The sequence below is a fragment of the Jeotgalicoccus meleagridis genome, from assembly GCF_903994045.1.
GTDB lineage: Bacteria > Bacillota > Bacilli > Staphylococcales > Salinicoccaceae > Jeotgalicoccus > Jeotgalicoccus meleagridis.
Map to the genome: position 1 here is coordinate 121486 of NZ_CAJEWD010000008.1, position 17495 is coordinate 138980.

Genomic DNA, 17495 nt, shown 5'->3' on the forward strand with positions numbered 1-17495 from the left:
CATATTATGCATAAGAATGTAGGCCGGATACAATCATATTGATTGCGATTAAGTTAAACAGAATGAGTATGAATCCACCGACTGCGAGCCAAGCGGATTTCTCTCCCTCATATCCTCTATTGATACGAAGGTGTAAAAAGATGGTATAGAACATAAAGGTAATGAAGGCCCAAGTTTCTTTCGGGTCCCAACCCCAGAATCTACTCCATGCCATCTGTGCCCAAATCGCTGCAAAGAATATACCACCAAGTGCAAATAATGGGAAACCGATAATCACTGAACGATAACCAATTTCATCCATTAAGACCAAATCAACTTTCTTAGTCAGTGGCTTAAAGAGTGAGAAGATTCTTCTTCTGATTATTAAGCGAATAATACCGTAAACAATGACACCAAGTATTATTGACCAGACAACCGTATTTAAAGAGTGCGCTTTAATTACCGGTGGTAAGTCGATTCCTAAATGGAAATGTTCAGTTGGTTCATATTCATTATTACCAATGTGCTCTACTGGAACAGCATCCTGATAGTTCACTAAACTTGGTAAGTGGTATTCTGCGATTACTTGTGCACCGTTTTGATCAGTGTAGTAGAACTCGTCGTTATAACCAACGACTTCTTTCATCACAAGAGTCGTTACAATATAAGTTGCGACAATTACTAGCCCGACCATAATTAATTCTAAAAAGCGTGCACGCCATGATTTTTCATCGCTTGGAATAGCTTTCAACAAGTAGATTAAACCAGCGACAGCACTCATAGATAGTATACCATATGATAAAGTCACGGTAATAACGTGAATCGCTAACCAGTTACTTTGTAGGGCTGGTATCAGTGGTTGAACATCAGTTGAAAACAGACTTCCATACCCTAAGAGTAATAGAGATATTGGAATTGCGAACAAACCAAATACTTTAGATCTAAAGTAATGATAAGTGATTAAGTAACCACCTATTAACATAATGGCAAACATCGCAATAAACTCATACATATTCGAAACTGGTGCATGTCCAGTTGCTAACCAACGGAAAATAAAGTAAGAGAGTTCTAAAATAAAGGCAACGACAATCATGCCGATTGCTAATTTTTCATATTTTTTCGATTTTGCTTTTGATTTAATACTTAAGGCCAAAGGAACTAAGGCCACTAAAAGTATAATAAAAGCGATGAAAATTAAAGTGTTACTTAAAGATAAAAAGGTTGCTTCCATAGGTAGACACTATCCTTTCGATTTGTCTTGTTCTTCTTTATCATTCATATGATCAAGATTATTTGCCTCTAGGACAGAATTAATTTCTTTTTTCAGACCGTAGTAATTTTTATTTGTATGTGCAGCAATACTCATCGAGTCGCCGTCACCGTTAATCCAAATTCTGCGGTGATTTATATAAGAACCGATAAAGAGTCCGATTAAGAAGATTACAAAACCAGTTGCAATAATTGGCATAGACAAGTCTTTTTTCAGTGTCAATACTGTTGCCACATGCTCTTCTGCTTCAACGAATTTAATCTTGTATTCATTACCTTCAGAAATATCTGTTGAATTCATAATCTGTAATAAGCTTAACTCTTTTTTCTCTCCGTTATCGACCTCAAAGACAAAGGCTGGGTTTGAAGGAACTGGTGTTTCTGAAAGCAAGGTACCATTTTCATCAATTTCTAAGAAATCTGGTGCATAAGCTCGCATATTGATGTTAATATCTTCACTTATTTCATAAGTATCTGCTGGTTCATCTAAATTCACTTCAAAGTTTTCTCCAATAGTATTGCCGTCTTTATCTTCCAATCTAAAAGTCATCGATTTCAATTGAGAATTGTCATAACTTGATTGATAAAGCTGATAATCTTCAAAGACATATGGATGGTTGACTCTAATGCTGTAATCATCAATTTTTTCTAAATCTGGTTTTGAACCAATAACATCAGCTGACTTGTTTTCATAAAATGAAATATCTGTTTGGAAGTTACTAATTGTCATTTCTTTGTTTTGCTGTAAAGATTCATCAAAAACAGTTCCACTATCTTCATCGTATGTATCTAGAGTAAAGGCTTCATTTTTAACATAATACTTACCATCAGTTGTTGGTACACTAACGGTTTCACCTTCCTGAGCATAGATCACTTCATCGATGTAGACACCTGGGAAGAACCTTAACATACTACCGACTAGAAGAATAATTAAGCCTGTGTGGTTAATGTAAGGACCCCATCTTGACAGACGTCCTTTTTCTAATAGATAGTGATTCCCATCTTGCTTTAACTTATATTTCTTATCTTGTAGTCCCTTAACAACACTTTCTGTTTGTTCTGTTGAACTGTAAGTATTGTTTAATCTTTGACGTCTAAAGAAAGAGTCGTGTTTTTTTGCTCTTTGATTCTTTAATGATTTATATAGTGGAACCCCTCTGTCGACACTCGCTGCGATAATTGAAAGTGCTAGCATGCCGTTTAATAGGACGAACCACCAAGATGAATAAAGCTCGGTAAATCCTAGTTTATAATACAACATACCAAATGTTCCGTAACGCTCGGTATAGTGCTCTAATGGATCTGCTCCAAGTGGTATGAAGTATTCTTGAGGTAGGATTGTTCCAATTGCAGCAGCTATTGCAATAATAGCAATGATAGCCACTCCAACTTTTATGGAAGTGAAAAAGTTCCAAATCTTATCAAAAATGCTCTTTGATTTTACCTTAGATCTAACTGCGCTACCGTCATAGCGCATTAAATCTTTAATCTTTTTCTTATCGTAGTTTTCATTGATCATTTTACCGCAGGACTGACAAAGCTGAGTACCTGGCGGATTTACATGACCACAGTGACTACAAATAATTTCTTTATTTTCACTGTTTTTTTTATCTTGCATAAATGTCATCCTATTCTATAGAAGATTCGATAAACTTATGCAAATCTTCTTTAGTGAGTTGGTACTCTTGTTTTTCAACTACTACACCATCTTTATTTACAGCAATGGTAGTTGGTAAGGGACCGATATTATATGCCTTAGTCACACTTCTATTTGGGTCAAGTGCGATTGGATAATCTAGATCCTCTGATAAACCAGAAATAAACTGACTGATTTGTTGCTTGTTTTCTGACACATTTACTGCAACAATCTCATAGTCTTCATGTCCTTCATTATAGACTTGATTCATATCTGGCATTTCTTCACGACATGGTTTACACCATGTTCCCCAGAAATTAAGAATTACACCTTTATCTCCCGTAATCTCTGATAGTTGCAATTGTTCACCATCTAGAGTTTCGAGCTTAAAGTCCACTGCTTCATCCCCAACATTGATAGTTTGTGAACCATCTCTTAAGTTGAGATAAAGCGTGATACCTAATAAAGCCACTATGGTAATAATTGTTCCCGTACGAACAATTTTCCTGGTACTTTTTTTCAAGTCTATAGCCCTCCCTTATATTTAAAAATTATAAAAACCGCAATAAAATACGTGCATAGTGCCAATTATAACACTAGTGATTTTACGGCGGTTTGACATTATTATGACATTTAGCGTGATTGCTGTGCATTCGATATTAATTTTTTTACTTCATGAGGTTTCAAGTATCGATAATCGCCCTCTTTTAATCCTTCTAAAGTTAAGAAGTCAAAACGAATTCGAGTCAATTTATTCACTTTCAAACCGTAGTGTTCAAACATTCTTCTGACTTGGCGGTTACGACCTTCGTGGATAGTGATTTCAACAATCATGTCTTTACCGACTTTATCTCTAATTACTTTAAGTTCACAAGGCGCAGTCATGCCGTCGTCTAACTTAATACCTCTTCTCATTTCATCTTGCTGATGACGGAGAAGAATACCATCAATTTTGGCTCGGTAAGTTTTTTTCATTTCATACTTGGGATGCGTCATAAGTTGAGTGAATTCGCCATCATTCGTCACTAAGAGAATGCCTGAAGTATCGTAATCTAATCGCCCAACTGGATAGAGTCTAGCGTCGATATCATCAAAGGCATCAATGACAGTTTCTCTTTTTTTATCGTCTTCACTCGCAGAAATTTCACCTGTCGGTTTGTAGTATAAGAGGTGGACTGGTTCTTCTTTAGTAATAACTACCCCATCGACTGTAACCTTATCTTTATCTGTCACTTTAGTTGCGAGTTCAGTGACCGTTTTATCATTGACAGATACTCTACCATCGAGGATTAATTGTTCTGCTTTTCGGCGTGAAGTAATACCTGCATCTGCGATTTTTTTATTCAAGCGTGTACTTGTCATTAATTTTGCTCCTTTAGACTATTGAAGAATAAGTCTATTTCTTCTTGTTCTGCTATCATATCATCACTTGGTAAGTCACTTAAAGATTCCAAACCAAAGACTTCTAGAAAGCGTTGTGTTGTTTCAAAATGAATGGCGCGTTCATCTGTAACGTGTTTCTTTTTGACTAAGCCCTTACCTACTAAAGTATTAATAGGTCCATCTGATACAATACCCCTAACACTTTCTATGCCAGCTCTTGTAATCGGTTGATTGTAAGCAATAATCGATAAAACTTCTAAGGACGCCTGTGACAGTTTCTTATCCGTACTATTTTCTAAAATGCGTTTAATGTATTTCTCCATTGCGAGACTTGTTTTAAGGAAGTATTTATCCCCATTTTTCTCAATGACAAAGTGATCCTTCTCATAAGACTGAACCGCTTCAGCCAATTGCAACTTAGTAATCGGGACATTCATAATCAAGCTTTCTTCAGACAAACCATTGTCACCAGCAATATAAAGAAGACCTTCTATAATATCAATTTGTTTCACTATTTAAACCAGCCTTTCTAATTCAAAATCATCAGCTGATATTGATTTAATTTGATATAAATTTTTACTGATGTAATCCAATAAAGTAATGAATACTTGAACGACCTTATTAATAGGCTCGTGGCTAGTTAACAGTTCGGTCATCTTCAGTGTTTTAGATTGACTAAACTTCTTGTCTATAAAAGCTTCAGCTTCTTCCTTAGTATAATCATCTCGACTGACTACAACAAAGGCCTCTTCATTTAAAGCAACCCTAGATTTCACTTTGCTATAGGCTGCTAAGAGATCGTTTAGGTCAAAGGTGAGATCTTCATCTTCTATGAGTGAATCATCATAATCATGAGGTGCTTTTATGAATTTCTTTTGATTGTCTTCTTTGATCTGTTTCAATTCTTCTGCATATTGTTTATAGTTTTGATATTCTATGAGTTGGGTCATGAGCGCTTCTCTAGGATCTTCATAGTCGTCTTCAACTATAGGTGGTTCGGGTAGTAGCATATGGCTCTTAATCTTTAACAATTCACTCGCCATGACCAAATAATCTGCAGCAACATTTAATTCAAGCACTTTCATCTGATTGATATATTCCATATACTGTTCAGTGAGTAGTTTCATCGGAATATCGTAAATATCTATTTCTAATTCTTTAATTAAATGTAGTAAAAGGTCTAAAGGACCTTCAAATACATCTAATCTAACTTTATAGGATGACATAAAAAAACCTCGTCTTTAGGAGTGATTCTTATCAAGAAAGAAATACTAATTGATTTCTTTAACGAATTAATTATAAAGCAAGATTACTTTGAATGCCATGAAATCTTGGAAGAAGCCTGGAAAGAGAAGGGAAACTTCACTAAGGAAGATGTTGAAGTCTTCCTTATTCTCATCGTCACTGGTGAATATCACTACCGTCGTGACAACCTAATTGGTGCGACAACTTCTTATAAAAGAGCACTCAAATTATATGAATCGAATCACTATCACTTTGACCATTTAGGATTTGAAGACAGTTTCATCGATGATATTTATAAACGTTTCTATAAGCTTAGTGAAAAACCATTTGAACCTATGCAATTTCCTGTTAAAGACTGGGTCTATCAGGACTTATACGACTTGTATGAAGATGAATTTGATTCCTACAGTCAATTTACCATTTCGATTTTAGCTAATGTTGTTAGAAATAAACATATTACTGATAAGCATCGACTAAGAGATAGAAGTGATGTTGTTGAAGCTCGCTTACAAGCCTTGAAAAACAAAATAAAATAAAAAATCGTTCAGTACAAAACTATTCCTGTAACAAATAAGCCAGACATTAGCTTTTCTGGGGCATCGCGTGAGCCTGTAGTCTCACGCAGATGCTATTCCCCTAGAAGTCTAACGTCCGGCTTATAAAGTATAGTTGGCTTATTTTTATATCTTCAGGACTTCTGTACTATTTTATACTTTAAACGACGTAGAGCCAGTAAATAAAGCCCCATATTATACACATCAACAAAATACCAAAGAAGATTACATATTTAGCTCTGTTCATTCTTTGATTTCCTTTAAGAAACTTTGTCCGTGTGTCGTATAATCAATGTTGAAATTATCAGCAATCGTTGCTGCAACGTTTGAGAATGTTTGACATTTAGATATTTCACCGTAAGCCATGTCTTTACCAGATGTGATCAGTAAAGGTACAAATTCACGTGTGTGATCGGTACCAGTATAAGTCGGATCATTACCATGATCTGCCGTAATAATTAACAGTTCATCTTCACCGAGTTTACTTGTAATTTCTGGTAAGCGGTCATCAAAAGCTTTCAAGGCATTTGAATACCCTACTGGATCTCTTCTATGTCCATATTCAGCATCAAAGTCAACAAGATTCAAGAAGGATAAACCATTGAAATCTCTATCCATGACTGTCAGTAATTTATCGACACCGTCATCATTGTTTTTAGTACGGACGGCGTCAGTAATTCCACTACCTGTGAAGATATCATTAATCTTACCAATCGCAATAACATCTTTGCCATTGTCTTCTAAAGCGTTTAAGACAGTTTGTCCAAACGGTTTTAAAGCGTAGTCATGGCGATTTTCTGTACGTTTGAATTCACCTTTTTTCTTACCTACAAACGGTCTTGCAATAACGCGACCCACTAAGAATTCAGGATCTTTAGTCATCTCTCTGACTTTTTCACAAATTTCATATAATTCATCTAAAGGAATGACTTCTTCATTGGCAGCAATTTGTAAGACAGGGTCATTTGAAGTGTAGATAATTAAATCTCCAGTTTCAATTTGATGCTCACCATATTCTTCTATAATATCTGTTCCTGAAGCCGGTTTGTTCCCTACTATGCCGCGACCAGTCGCTTTTTCAATCTTGTCTAAAAGTTCTTGTGAAAAACCATCTGGATATACTTTAAAAGCTGTATCAATATTTAAACCAGCAATTTCCCAGTGTCCAGTCATGGTATCTTTACCTTTAGATACTTCCTGCATCTTCGTGTAAAAACCAGTTGTTTTTTCAACTTTGTCTACACCTGGTAAATCATCGATGTTACCGAGACCGAGTGCTGCTAAATTTGGCAAGGTATTTGCATGAGCTTCTAGAGTGTGTCTTAAAGTATGTGTCCCTTTATCACCAAACGCTTCTGCATCTGGTGCTTCTCCGATTCCAACTGAATCGAGAACGATTAAATGAATCTTCTTAAACATTATTTTTACCTACTTTCTTGGATGGAACTGCTTGTACATTTCTCTTATTTTGCTTGCAGAAATTTGAGTATACACCTGGGTTGTAGAAATATCTGAGTGTCCGAGCATCTCTTGAACTGCTCTCAAATCAGCCCCGTTTTCAATCAAATGCGTTGCAAAAGAGTGTCGAAAAGTATGGGGTGTTATGTTTTTTCTAATGCCTGATAGGGCAACATATTTTTTAATCGTCTTCCATAGACCTTGACGAGTAAACCCTTTACCACGATTTGTTAAAAAAAGTGTATCGATATTTTCGTCTTTTAGCAAGCTTATTCTTTCATTTGAAATATAACTTTCTAAAAGCTCGGAGACATATTCTGTAGTTGGAACAATTCTCTCCTTATCACCTTTACCGTAGACATGTATGAAACCCATGGCTAAATTGAGGTCACTTAAGCGTAAATTAATCAATTCACTAACCCTAAGGCCACTAGCATAGAAGAGTTCCATAATGACTTTATCTCTTTTTCCTTGGGTAGACGAATCAGGTGAAGCTAATAGTGTTTCCATCTCTTCAATTGTTAAGACGACAGGCAGGTCTTTTTCCATTTTTGGTGTAGACAGTCTTAAAGCAGGATTGGTCTCTGAAACTTGTTCCAATTGTAAAAATTGATGAAAGTTTCTTAGAGTGGACTGCATGCGACGAATGGTCTTGTTACTTTTACCTTCAATCGATAAAAATTGTAAAAATGTTACGAGTGTCTCAGTAGTTATAGACTTTACACTCGTAACATTCTTTTCAGTTAAATAATTATTATATTGATTGAGATCTTGTCTATAGGATGAAATTGAGGCATCGCTTAAACCACGCTCAATTTTTAAGTAGCTCAAATATTCATTAATATAGGCCTTAAGCATTAGTGCCGCCATCTTTCTCTTGGCAATTTCTACAGATTCCATGGAAGGTTAAGCGATGGTCAACTACTATAAAGTTAAAGTCTTTAGCGATAATTTTTTCAACTTCTGGAAGAAGGTCTTCTTCAATCTCTTCTACTGACCCACAATTAGTACAGATTAAATGATGATGAAAATGTTTGGCGCCTTCTTTTCGAAGATCATAACGTGCAACACCATCACCAAAATTGACCTTATCTAAAACGTTTAATTCATTTAAGAGTTCTAAGGTGCGATAGACTGTTGCAAGGCCAATCTCAGGATATTTATCTTTTACTTTCATAAAGACATCTTCTGCACTTAAGTGAGAACTTTCGTTTTCCAATAATACCCTGACCGTTACCTCGCGCTGAGGTGTCAGTTTATAACGGGCATCATGTAAGGCTTCTTTAATTCGTTCTATACGTTTTTCCAAAACTGCACCTACTTCTTAATTTCTTATTTATAACAATTATACATGATAGAGAATGATTTTCAATATTAATTAGAATTATTATAAATAACCATTAGTTAATAGATAATGATGGATGGCAACCAAGGTCTTACCATCTCTAAAGTCTCCATTTTTCATACGTATTTTTAAATCTTTTAGAGGTACTTTTACTAGGTCTAAAAATTCATCATCTTCTAAAGCCATATCAGAAAATTGGATGTTATGCGCATGATAGAGATAGATTAGCTCATTTGAAAATCCTGGTGAGACATAGAATTCATAAATCTTTTCTAAGGACTCAGCGCTCGCTCCAGTCTCTTCTTTAAGCTCTTTACGCGCAGTTTCGTCAGGGTGTTCATCGCTTTCAATCTTACCGGCTGGTATTTCTAGTAATACTTCATCAGTCGATACCCTGAATTGACGGACAAAATACATCGCTTCGTCATCTGTGACTATTAAAGCGACTGCTCCTTTATGATAGACTACTTCTCTGTAGGCTTCTATCTCATTTGGTAACTCAACTGTGAGTCTTTTAACATCGATAATTTTTCCTTGATAAATATCTTCACTAGATTTTGTGTGTTCAATTAAATGTTCGTTAGACAATTTTATCACCATTTCTTAAAAGTTATCATAAATATATCATATTATCCTTATAAAATATGAGTTAAACATGTGCTTCAAATGATATAATATTTTTGTTATTACTAGGAGGTAGAATGATGAAAAACTTTTTTAAATGGTTTTCTGTTTTTCTCTTATCACTATTCTCAATCATTGTTTCTCTTGCCTACTATGCAAGTAATCAAATCATGTACTTTAAATTAAGAGAAATAGAAGTGATTAAAAGACGTGAGACAAAAGGAAAACGAATGGACTTAAAAGTACTCGATGGTATGCCGAAAGATCGAGTCAAAATTCCATCTAGATTCGGCTATGATATCAACACCACTTTTTATAAACCTCATCAAACAGATAAGTGGATGATTATCCTTCACGGTGTATCAGAAAATAGCCTAAGTTCTTCTAAATATGTTCATATGTATACGGATATGGGCTTTAACTCTGTTGTCTTTGACGCAAGACGTCATGGTGAAACAGGTGGTGAGGACTCGACTTATGGGCATTTTGAAAAATATGATCTAGAGTCAGTTGTGAACTATTTACTTACAAATTACGGTAAGGATCTTCATTTTGGCGTTCACGGTGAGTCTATGGGAGCAGCGACTGTCTTACTCTATGCCGGTCAACTCAAAAGTAAGGCTGATTTCTTTATCTCAGATGCTTCATTTGCAAGATTTTCTGATCAGATTTCAGTTGTCTTTAACTCTATTTCAAAAGCAGCCAGTCAACCGGTCTTATTCTTCACATATTTACTGCTTAAATTGAGAAGTAAATACAGTATTTTTGAACTATCACCTATAGATGTCGTCGACCAAATAGAACAACCGATTCTCTTTATTCATACTAAAAGAGACAAGTTTATCCCCTATGAATCATCCGTCAATTTATACGATAAAAAACAAGGACCAAAACAGGCATGGTTCCCAGAACGTGGTGACCATGTTGAATCCTATAATCGTAATAGAAAGTTATATAAACAAACTGTCAAAGAGTTCATTGAACATTACGCGGGATGGGAAGTTCGAAGTAATCATGAGCAATAAAGACGTTGTCTTTTAAGTTGGTTTTTACTAGATCGATATCTGCGTCGTCATAACGGTTACTTATATGAACAAATACTAAAATTTTGTAAGATAGATCTTTAAAATTATCAAGCACATGATTGATTTCTGAATGGAAATAGTCATGTGCTTTTTGACTTTCATCTTGGAAAAAAGTGGCTTCATGAACGATTAAATCCGCACCTTTTAAATCATCTAAGTACGCTTGTCGGCTCACTACCCTAGTATCCCCATGGATTGCAATTTTTCGTCCTTTAATCTTATCGCCGATAAAGTCTTTAGATTCATAAATTTGTCCCTCAAATTCAAAGCTTTCCCCTCTTTTTATGTCACTGTATATTGGACCAGGCGGAATACCAAGATCTTTTAAGGCAGCACTATTTAGTTCGCCAATCTTATCTTTTTCTTTGAGAATATAAACGAATGACTCTATTCCATGCTCAAGTTCGTGAACAGAAACATCAAAATTATTTAAGGCTATTTTCATATCTGCCTCTACTTCGACGATGTTTAAGTCGTAATTCAAGGTACTTTTAGACACTGAAAAAGTACTTTCTAACCATTCTTCTATACCCTTAGGACCATATATAGTTAAAGGAATATTTTGACCACCTTGAAAAGCTCTGGATGATAAAAATCCAGGTAAACCAAAGATATGATCACCATGTAAGTGAGTAATAAATATATTTTTAATTTTTGATGGTTTGATATGAGTATTAAGTATTCTATGTTGGGTGGCTTCACCTACATCAAATAGTATGTATTCATTATATTCATCCACACAATCCAAAATTATGCTTTGTGTGTTGCGGTCTTTTGATGGTAGTCCAGCACCTGAACCTAAGACGATTAATTTCATTTTTACACCTCATTACAGAATTGATTTATTATATCATATTCCTACTTATGTTATTATATAAGATGATAATAAACGAGGATATATAAAAGGTGATATTATGGAGACAATCCGTTTTGTAGAAAGATTTATCGTATATATTGAAGATCATCTTAGAGAAAATATTGATTTTGCAAAAACTTTGGACGACATGGGGGTTGAGCAAAAATCTTTTTTGACAATTTTTACTTCCTTAGTTGGTATGACTCCTGCTGAGTATCAAGAAAAACGTAGAATGACTGAAATTGCCTTTGAAGTGTATCAAGGACATAGACGACTCATTGATATTATTAAATATTATGGTTACCGAGATTTAGAACGTTTTAAAACAATCTATAAGAGAACTTTTGGCATTTCTGTACATGATACAGAACGTCACATTAAGGAAATCGATCTTTTAGAACAGTTAGCTTTTGAAGTGGTCCCAACGACTCAGGCAAAATATCCTTCTTTTAGAAACTATGTCGAAAGCTTTAGATTAATAGGCATTGCTCAATATTTTGACGCTAATACATATCAGTCTAAATATAAATATAGATTCTTAAAAATATTAGAAAATGATGGACTCTTAGATGAGTTATTAAGATATAATGATGGATTTATGAAGGGTATATTTGTTCAAGAGCGAGCAATTGAAGGTGAAATAGAAGTATTTGTCGGTGTGGCAAGTTATCAACACACACCATTCGATGAGACTTTCACTGAATCCATGGATTATGAAATATTTGAAGCAAAAGGACAACCTTCAATAGTCATTGAAGATATTTATCAATATATTTTTAGAAGATGGCATTTTAAAAAGGATATTAATCTAACATGTGATTTTTCCATTGAACTCCTTAAACATACCTACTCTATTGATGATCCTTCAACTAAAGTGCAAGTATGGCAAGCGGTTGATCACTAATAATATATAAGCATAATAAAAAGGATTGGAAACCAAAAAGTTTCCAATCCTTTTCTTAATCAAAGTAGATTTTTCTCAGTTATTTATTTTTCATTCTCATAATGTACTTTAACAATTTCTACGATAAGTTCAGTCATCTTGTAAAGTTCTTCCAATGGCATTCTTTCACTAGTCGTGTGAATATATTCATAACCTACACCGAGGATTGCTGTAGGTACACCACGTCCGTGGAAAATGTTTCCATCACTACCGCCACCAAGGCTGATAATATTTGCTTGACGGTCAATGTTCTGAATTGCTTTTTCAGCTGTTGTGATAACAGGATCTTCAGTGTGTGCATGTAGTGATGGATACATAAGTTCAACTTCCACTTCAGCATTTCCACCTAATTCTTTAGCAGTTTCTTCAAAGTCTTTTTTAATTTTATCTGTTTCAGTTTGAAGTTTTTCATCTGATAAAGATCGTACTTCTGCTAAAATCTCTGCATAATCTGCAACGATATTAGTCGCTTGTCCACCAGTAATTGTACCGATATTAGATGTTGTTTCCTCATCTAGACGACCAAGCGTCATTTTACTAATTGCTTTAGCAGCGATATTGATTGCAGAGATTCCTTTTTCAGGTTCTATTCCTGCATGTGCTTTTTTACCATAGATTTTAGCTTTTAATTTAGTTTGTGAAGGTGCACGGTTGACGATAGTACCTACTTGACCTGTCCCATCAACTGCATAACCAAACTTACTTTTTAGGTTTTTAATATCTAAGGCTTTAGCACCAACTAGACCTGTTTCTTCTCCCACTGTAATGACAACTTCGACATCTCCATGTGGGATATTTTCTTCTTTTATGTGACGAACAGCTTCGATAATTGCAGATATTCCTGCCTTGTCGTCAGAACCTAGAATTGTTGTACCATCACTGTAGACGTATCCATCTTCAATGTGAGGTTTAACACCATTACCAGGAGTTACAGTATCCATATGCACCATGAAAGCAATCGGACTAATATCACTTTCTCCTTTTAAGGTATAGATTAAGTTACCGGCACCATAACCTGTTTCAGCCTGTGAATTATCTTCAAAACCTGATAGTTCTAATTCATTTAATAAGTCAATCAGATAGTCAGCCACTTGGCGTTCTTGACCTGATTCTGAATCAATTTGTACAATTTCTAAAAATTGTTCTGTTAATCGTTCCTTATTCATAAAATAATGCCTCCAAGAGTTGATATAGTGATTTATTTTCATGTATAGTTAATTATAACAATAAAAGCCGAGGAAGGTAGACTTATGCAAAATAAAAAGATACAAAGGTTAATTATTTGGTTTATGATTATACTCATTGTTGTCTCTGGTTTAATGATGGGTATCTCTTATTTAACCTCATTTTAAAAATAAAACATCACTTGGAAAAAAATCCAAGTGATGTTTTTTTATACCTCTTCGCCGTGTTCTTCAAACCACGCTTGAAGGTTAGTAATGACACTCATAATCTCATGACCTTCAATTTGATGGCGTTCGAGCATATCTACAATTTTACCGTCTTTAAAGAAAGCAAATGATGGTGATGATGGTAAATATTCTGGTGCTCTATCACGCATTTCTTCAGTTGCTTCTTTGTCTTGACCAGCAAAAACAGTAAGTAATTGATCAGGACGTTTGTCGTAGTTTAGAGCGTGAATTGCAGCAGGTCTAGCAATACCCCCGGCACAACCACACACAGAGTTTACCATGACAAGTGCAGTACCCTCTTTGTTTAAGTGTTCGTTGACATCTTCAGGAGTACGTAGTTCTGTATATCCAGATTCAGTTAGTTCGTTTCTTGCATTTTGCACTAAATCTTGCATGTAAAGATTGAAATCCAAGTCCATAATAAAACTCCTTTTATCCATTCGTACTTATATTTTAGAACGAGCGGGTGTCTTTGTAAAGTTAATAAACTGAGCTAGAATCTGGATCAATACTTTCTATGCGATTTTTAATTTCATTTAAGAAGTTACCAGCCATTAATCCATCTAGGACACGGTGGTCAATCGATAGACAAAGGTTAACCATATGACGGGCTGCTAACATATCTCCAATAAATACTGGTTTTTTAATAATTGACTCAACTTGTAAGATAGCAACTTGAGGTTGATTAATTATTCCCATGGACTGAACTGAACCGAATGCTCCTGTATTGTTAACTGTAAAAGTACCACCTGACATATCATCACTTGTCAGTTTGTTAGAACGCGCTTTTTTAACGAGTCCATCTATCGATTTAGCAATGCCTGATAAGGAACGCTCATCTGCGTTTTTAATAACAGGGACGAAAAGTTTATCTTCGTTAGCTACAGCAATAGATAAGTTGATATCATCATGAACGGTAATCGTATCTTCGTTCCATGAGCTGTTAAGTAACGGGTAATCTTTCATCACTTCTGAAACGATCTTCACAATATATGAAAAATATGACAGACTTACGCCTTCTTGTTCCTTGAACTTTTCCTTATGTTTGTTACGTTTATTAACCAAGTTCGTTGCATCAACTTCCACCATTAACCAGGCATGTGGAATTTCAGTTTTAGCTTGTACCATTCTTCTGGCAATTTCTTTTCTAACACCATTGACCTTAATATCTTGACCAGATTTAATTGTTTCTTCTTGTACAATACTTGTCTCTCTTGGTGATGATTTCTCTTCAAGATTTTCTTGTGGTCTTGGATTTTCTAAGTATTTTTCGACATCTTTCTTAGTAATCCTACCTTCAAAACCACTACCTTCTATATCATCCACATTTAAATTATGTTCACTAATTAAACGCATAACGACAGGAGATAGCCGTTTGTTTGTTTTAACCTTCTCTTTGACCGGTGATTGTTTAGTTTCCTTAGAAGGTGTTTCATCTACTTCTGTGTTGTCTTCAACACTATCATTACCCTGATTATCGTCATCTCTTTTAATTTTATAAATTGCTTGACCAACAGGGACAGTCTCACCGACATCTACAAGGATCTCTGTAATGACACCATCATAAATGGACGGTACTTCAGCAGTGACCTTAGCTGTGTTGACTTCACAGATCGGGTCGTATTCACTCACGTGGTCACCCACTTCGACCAACCAGTTTTCTATAGTACCTTCTGTCACACTCTCACCGAGTTTTGGCATTGTAATTTCAGTCATGTTATCCCTCCTTAATACTCACTTAATTCACGCATTTTATCGTATATTTTTTCTGGATTCATCATAAAGTAATCTTCCATAGTTGGAGCATAGGGCATCGATGGTACATCTGGACCTGCGAGTCTCATGATTGGAGAATCGAGATCAAAGAGACAGTTTTCAGCAATAATGGCTGACACTTCACTCATGACACTGCCCTCTAAATTATCTTCTGTTACTAGGAGTACTTTTCCTGTTTTAGAAGCAGCCTTAATGATCGCTTCTTTATCTAGTGGATAAATTGTTCTAAGATCAAGTACTTCAGCTTCATAACCATCTTTTGATAATTGTTCTGCTGCTTGGGTAGCATAATTGACACAAAGACCATAGGTAATGACCGTTATATCATCACCTTCTCTTTTGACGTCGGCTTTACCAATTTCTACAGTATAATCGCCTTCTGGTACTTCTTCTTTTAAGAGACGATATGCTTTTTTATGTTCAAAGAAAAGAACAGGATCATTATCTTTAATTGCTGCAAGAAGTAAACCTTTGGCATCTTTAGGACTAGATGGCACAACGACTTTTAAACCAGGTGTAGAAACAAAAATTGATTCTATTGACTGTGAATGATAAAGGGCCCCGTGGATTCCTCCACCGAATGGTGCTCTAATCACCATAGGTGCTGACCAGTCATTATCTGAACGATATCTTATTTTTGCAGCCTCGTTTAAGATCTGATTGACTGCCGGTAAGATGTATTCAGCAAATTGAATTTCAGCGACAGGTCTTTTACCCATCATGGCAGCTCCGATTGCTGTACCTACAATATTACTTTCAGCTAAGGGTGTATCAAGTACTCTCATTTCCCCGAATTTTTCTTGTAAGCCATCAGTGACTTTAAATACGCCACCTTTTTTACCGATATCCTCACCTAATAAAAAGACATCATCGTCAGCTTCTAGTGCTGTATATAAAGCATTATTAATTGCATCGAGATAAGACAACTTAGCCATTGTTTACCTCCTCATAAACGTGTTTTAATGCGTACTCACCATCTGCATATGGTGCTTTTTCAGCATTTTTAGTTGCTTGATTGACTGTATCTTTAACGTCTTTATCGACTTCATCTAACCATGCTTGATCGACAATATCTTGTTTAAGTAAATAGTCTTTAAATAAAATAATACAGTCAGATTTTTTATCATTAGCGAGTTCTTCCTTATCACGATATCCATCATCATCATCTGAAGAGTGAGGTGTTAATCTAAGTGACATTGCTTCAATTAAAGAAGCACCTTCACCGTTTACAGCACGTTCACGTGCTTCTTTCATGACCTTGTAGACTGCAATAGGATCATTACCGTCTACTTGCTCACCGTGCATGCCATAACCGATTGCTCTGTCTGACAGCTTATCTGCTGCATACTGGAGTTCTCTCGGTACAGAAATTGCATATTTGTTATTTTCTATTAAACAAATGAAAGGTAATTTATGAACACCAGCAAAGTTTAAACCTTCGTGGAAATCACCTTGAGAAGTTGAACCTTCACCTAATGTTGCAAGAGCAACTCTTTTTTCATTATCCATTTTAAACACATAACTCGCGCCAACTGCATGAAGCACCTGAGTCGTAACAGCTGAACCTTGAGTTAAGATATTATTACTTTTCTTAGAAAAGTGACCTGGCATTTGTCGACCACCACTTTGAACGTCTGAGCCTCTTGCAAAGGCTGACAGCATCGTTTCTTCAGCTGTCATTCCAAAATGAGTCACAAGTGCTAAATCCCTGTAGTAAGGGCTGATAATATCTGCTTTTGTATCTAGAGCAAAGCCTGTTCCAACTTGAGTTGCTTCTTGACCTTGGCAAGAAATGACAAAAGGTAGTTTACCTGCGCGGTTTAAGAGCCACATTCTCTCGTCTAAGCGTCGAGATAGTAACATGGTTTTATACATTTCTTTTAAGTCATTTTCAGTTAAATCTGTTTCTTTATGTGATAACAAATCGTTA

General features: G+C 35.5%; 20 protein-coding genes. 4 read left to right on the forward strand and 16 right to left on the reverse strand.

Features of this window, described 5'->3' with window-relative positions; translation table 11 throughout:
* Positions 1–4: 4 nt before the first annotated feature.
* The 6 genes from ccsB to JEOSCH030_RS06265 form a co-directional block, all read right to left on the reverse strand.
* Positions 5–1210, reverse strand: coding sequence for a c-type cytochrome biogenesis protein CcsB (gene ccsB / locus JEOSCH030_RS06240; RefSeq protein WP_185125764.1), 1206 nt, complete (start codon positions 1208–1210; stop codon positions 5–7).
* Between the two features lie 9 nt (positions 1211–1219).
* Entirely contained in the window at positions 1220–2866 is a 1647-nt protein-coding gene (locus JEOSCH030_RS06245) for a cytochrome c biogenesis protein ResB (RefSeq protein ID WP_185125765.1), read from the reverse strand.
* 10 nt (positions 2867–2876) lie between these two features.
* A complete protein-coding gene (gene resA, locus JEOSCH030_RS06250; RefSeq protein WP_185125766.1) occupies positions 2877–3407 on the reverse strand; it encodes a thiol-disulfide oxidoreductase ResA in 531 nt (176 codons plus the stop codon).
* 110 nt (positions 3408–3517) lie between these two features.
* Entirely contained in the window at positions 3518–4246 is a 729-nt protein-coding gene (locus JEOSCH030_RS06255) for a pseudouridine synthase (protein ID WP_185125767.1), read from the reverse strand.
* Positions 4246–4779, reverse strand: coding sequence for an SMC-Scp complex subunit ScpB (gene scpB / locus JEOSCH030_RS06260; RefSeq protein ID WP_185125768.1), 534 nt, complete (start codon positions 4777–4779; stop codon positions 4246–4248). The genes JEOSCH030_RS06255 and scpB overlap by 1 nt, the downstream gene beginning before the upstream one ends.
* 3 nt (positions 4780–4782) lie before the next feature.
* Positions 4783–5493, reverse strand: coding sequence for a segregation and condensation protein A (locus JEOSCH030_RS06265; RefSeq protein ID WP_185125769.1), 711 nt, complete (start codon positions 5491–5493; stop codon positions 4783–4785).
* A 21-nt stretch (positions 5494–5514) separates the two neighbouring features.
* On the opposite strand from JEOSCH030_RS06265, the gene JEOSCH030_RS06270 reads away from it, so the two are divergent.
* Entirely contained in the window at positions 5515–6048 is a 534-nt protein-coding gene (locus tag JEOSCH030_RS06270) for a DUF309 domain-containing protein (protein WP_185125770.1), read from the forward strand.
* Positions 6049–6309: 261 nt separating this feature from the next.
* Here JEOSCH030_RS06270 and deoB read toward each other — a convergent pair whose 3' ends face one another.
* The 4 genes from deoB to JEOSCH030_RS06290 all read right to left on the reverse strand — a co-directional run bounded on the left by deoB (position 6310) and on the right by JEOSCH030_RS06290 (position 9469).
* Positions 6310–7485, reverse strand: coding sequence for a phosphopentomutase (gene deoB / locus JEOSCH030_RS06275; protein WP_185125771.1), 1176 nt, complete (start codon positions 7483–7485; stop codon positions 6310–6312).
* A gap of 9 nt (positions 7486–7494) precedes the next feature.
* Positions 7495–8424: a site-specific tyrosine recombinase XerD gene (gene xerD / locus JEOSCH030_RS06280; protein WP_235962240.1), complete on the reverse strand. Its 930-nt coding sequence runs from the start codon at positions 8422–8424 to the stop codon at positions 7495–7497.
* Positions 8375–8833, reverse strand: coding sequence for a ferric iron uptake transcriptional regulator (gene fur, locus JEOSCH030_RS06285; RefSeq protein ID WP_185125772.1), 459 nt, complete (start codon positions 8831–8833; stop codon positions 8375–8377). Before fur ends, xerD begins: the two co-directional genes overlap by 50 nt.
* A gap of 78 nt (positions 8834–8911) precedes the next feature.
* Entirely contained in the window at positions 8912–9469 is a 558-nt protein-coding gene (locus JEOSCH030_RS06290) for an NUDIX hydrolase (protein WP_185125773.1), read from the reverse strand.
* 104 nt (positions 9470–9573) lie between these two features.
* Between JEOSCH030_RS06290 and JEOSCH030_RS06295 the strand changes: the two genes are divergently transcribed.
* Positions 9574–10518: an alpha/beta hydrolase gene (locus JEOSCH030_RS06295; RefSeq protein ID WP_185125774.1), complete on the forward strand. Its 945-nt coding sequence runs from the start codon at positions 9574–9576 to the stop codon at positions 10516–10518.
* On the opposite strand, the gene rnz is transcribed toward JEOSCH030_RS06295, so the two are convergent.
* The gene (gene rnz / locus JEOSCH030_RS06300; RefSeq protein ID WP_185125775.1) at positions 10469–11395 is read right to left on the reverse strand and encodes a ribonuclease Z; all 927 of its coding nucleotides are present in this window, start codon (positions 11393–11395) and stop codon (positions 10469–10471) included. The two genes, JEOSCH030_RS06295 and rnz, sit on opposite strands and share 50 nt — an antisense overlap.
* Before the next feature lie 97 nt (positions 11396–11492).
* Here rnz and JEOSCH030_RS06305 point away from each other — a divergent pair, with 97 nt between their 5' ends.
* Positions 11493–12338, forward strand: a complete 846-nt coding sequence (locus tag JEOSCH030_RS06305) for a helix-turn-helix domain-containing protein (protein ID WP_185125776.1) — start codon at positions 11493–11495, stop codon at positions 12336–12338.
* A gap of 83 nt (positions 12339–12421) precedes the next feature.
* Here the strand turns inward: JEOSCH030_RS06305 and JEOSCH030_RS06310 are convergent, their stop codons facing one another.
* Positions 12422–13543 carry a M20/M25/M40 family metallo-hydrolase gene (locus JEOSCH030_RS06310; protein WP_185125777.1) on the reverse strand — a complete coding sequence of 374 codons (1122 nt, stop codon included), beginning with the start codon at positions 13541–13543 and terminating at the stop codon, positions 12422–12424.
* 84 nt (positions 13544–13627) lie between these two features.
* On the opposite strand from JEOSCH030_RS06310, the gene prli42 reads away from it, so the two are divergent.
* Positions 13628–13729, forward strand: a complete 102-nt coding sequence (gene prli42, locus JEOSCH030_RS10955) for a stressosome-associated protein Prli42 (protein WP_185125778.1) — start codon at positions 13628–13630, stop codon at positions 13727–13729.
* Between the two features lie 41 nt (positions 13730–13770).
* On the opposite strand, the gene JEOSCH030_RS06320 is transcribed toward prli42, so the two are convergent.
* The 4 genes from JEOSCH030_RS06320 to JEOSCH030_RS06335 all read right to left on the reverse strand — a co-directional run bounded on the left by JEOSCH030_RS06320 (position 13771) and on the right by JEOSCH030_RS06335 (position 17488).
* A complete protein-coding gene (locus JEOSCH030_RS06320; RefSeq protein ID WP_185125779.1) occupies positions 13771–14208 on the reverse strand; it encodes a BrxA/BrxB family bacilliredoxin in 438 nt (145 codons plus the stop codon).
* 61 nt (positions 14209–14269) lie between these two features.
* Positions 14270–15505, reverse strand: a complete 1236-nt coding sequence (locus JEOSCH030_RS06325; protein ID WP_185125780.1) for a dihydrolipoamide acetyltransferase family protein — start codon at positions 15503–15505, stop codon at positions 14270–14272.
* An 11-nt stretch (positions 15506–15516) separates the two neighbouring features.
* Positions 15517–16500: an alpha-ketoacid dehydrogenase subunit beta gene (locus JEOSCH030_RS06330; RefSeq protein WP_185125781.1), complete on the reverse strand. Its 984-nt coding sequence runs from the start codon at positions 16498–16500 to the stop codon at positions 15517–15519.
* The gene (locus JEOSCH030_RS06335; protein WP_328794792.1) at positions 16493–17488 is read right to left on the reverse strand and encodes a thiamine pyrophosphate-dependent dehydrogenase E1 component subunit alpha; all 996 of its coding nucleotides are present in this window, start codon (positions 17486–17488) and stop codon (positions 16493–16495) included. The genes JEOSCH030_RS06330 and JEOSCH030_RS06335 overlap by 8 nt, the downstream gene beginning before the upstream one ends.
* Between the last annotated feature and the right edge of the window lie 7 nt (positions 17489–17495).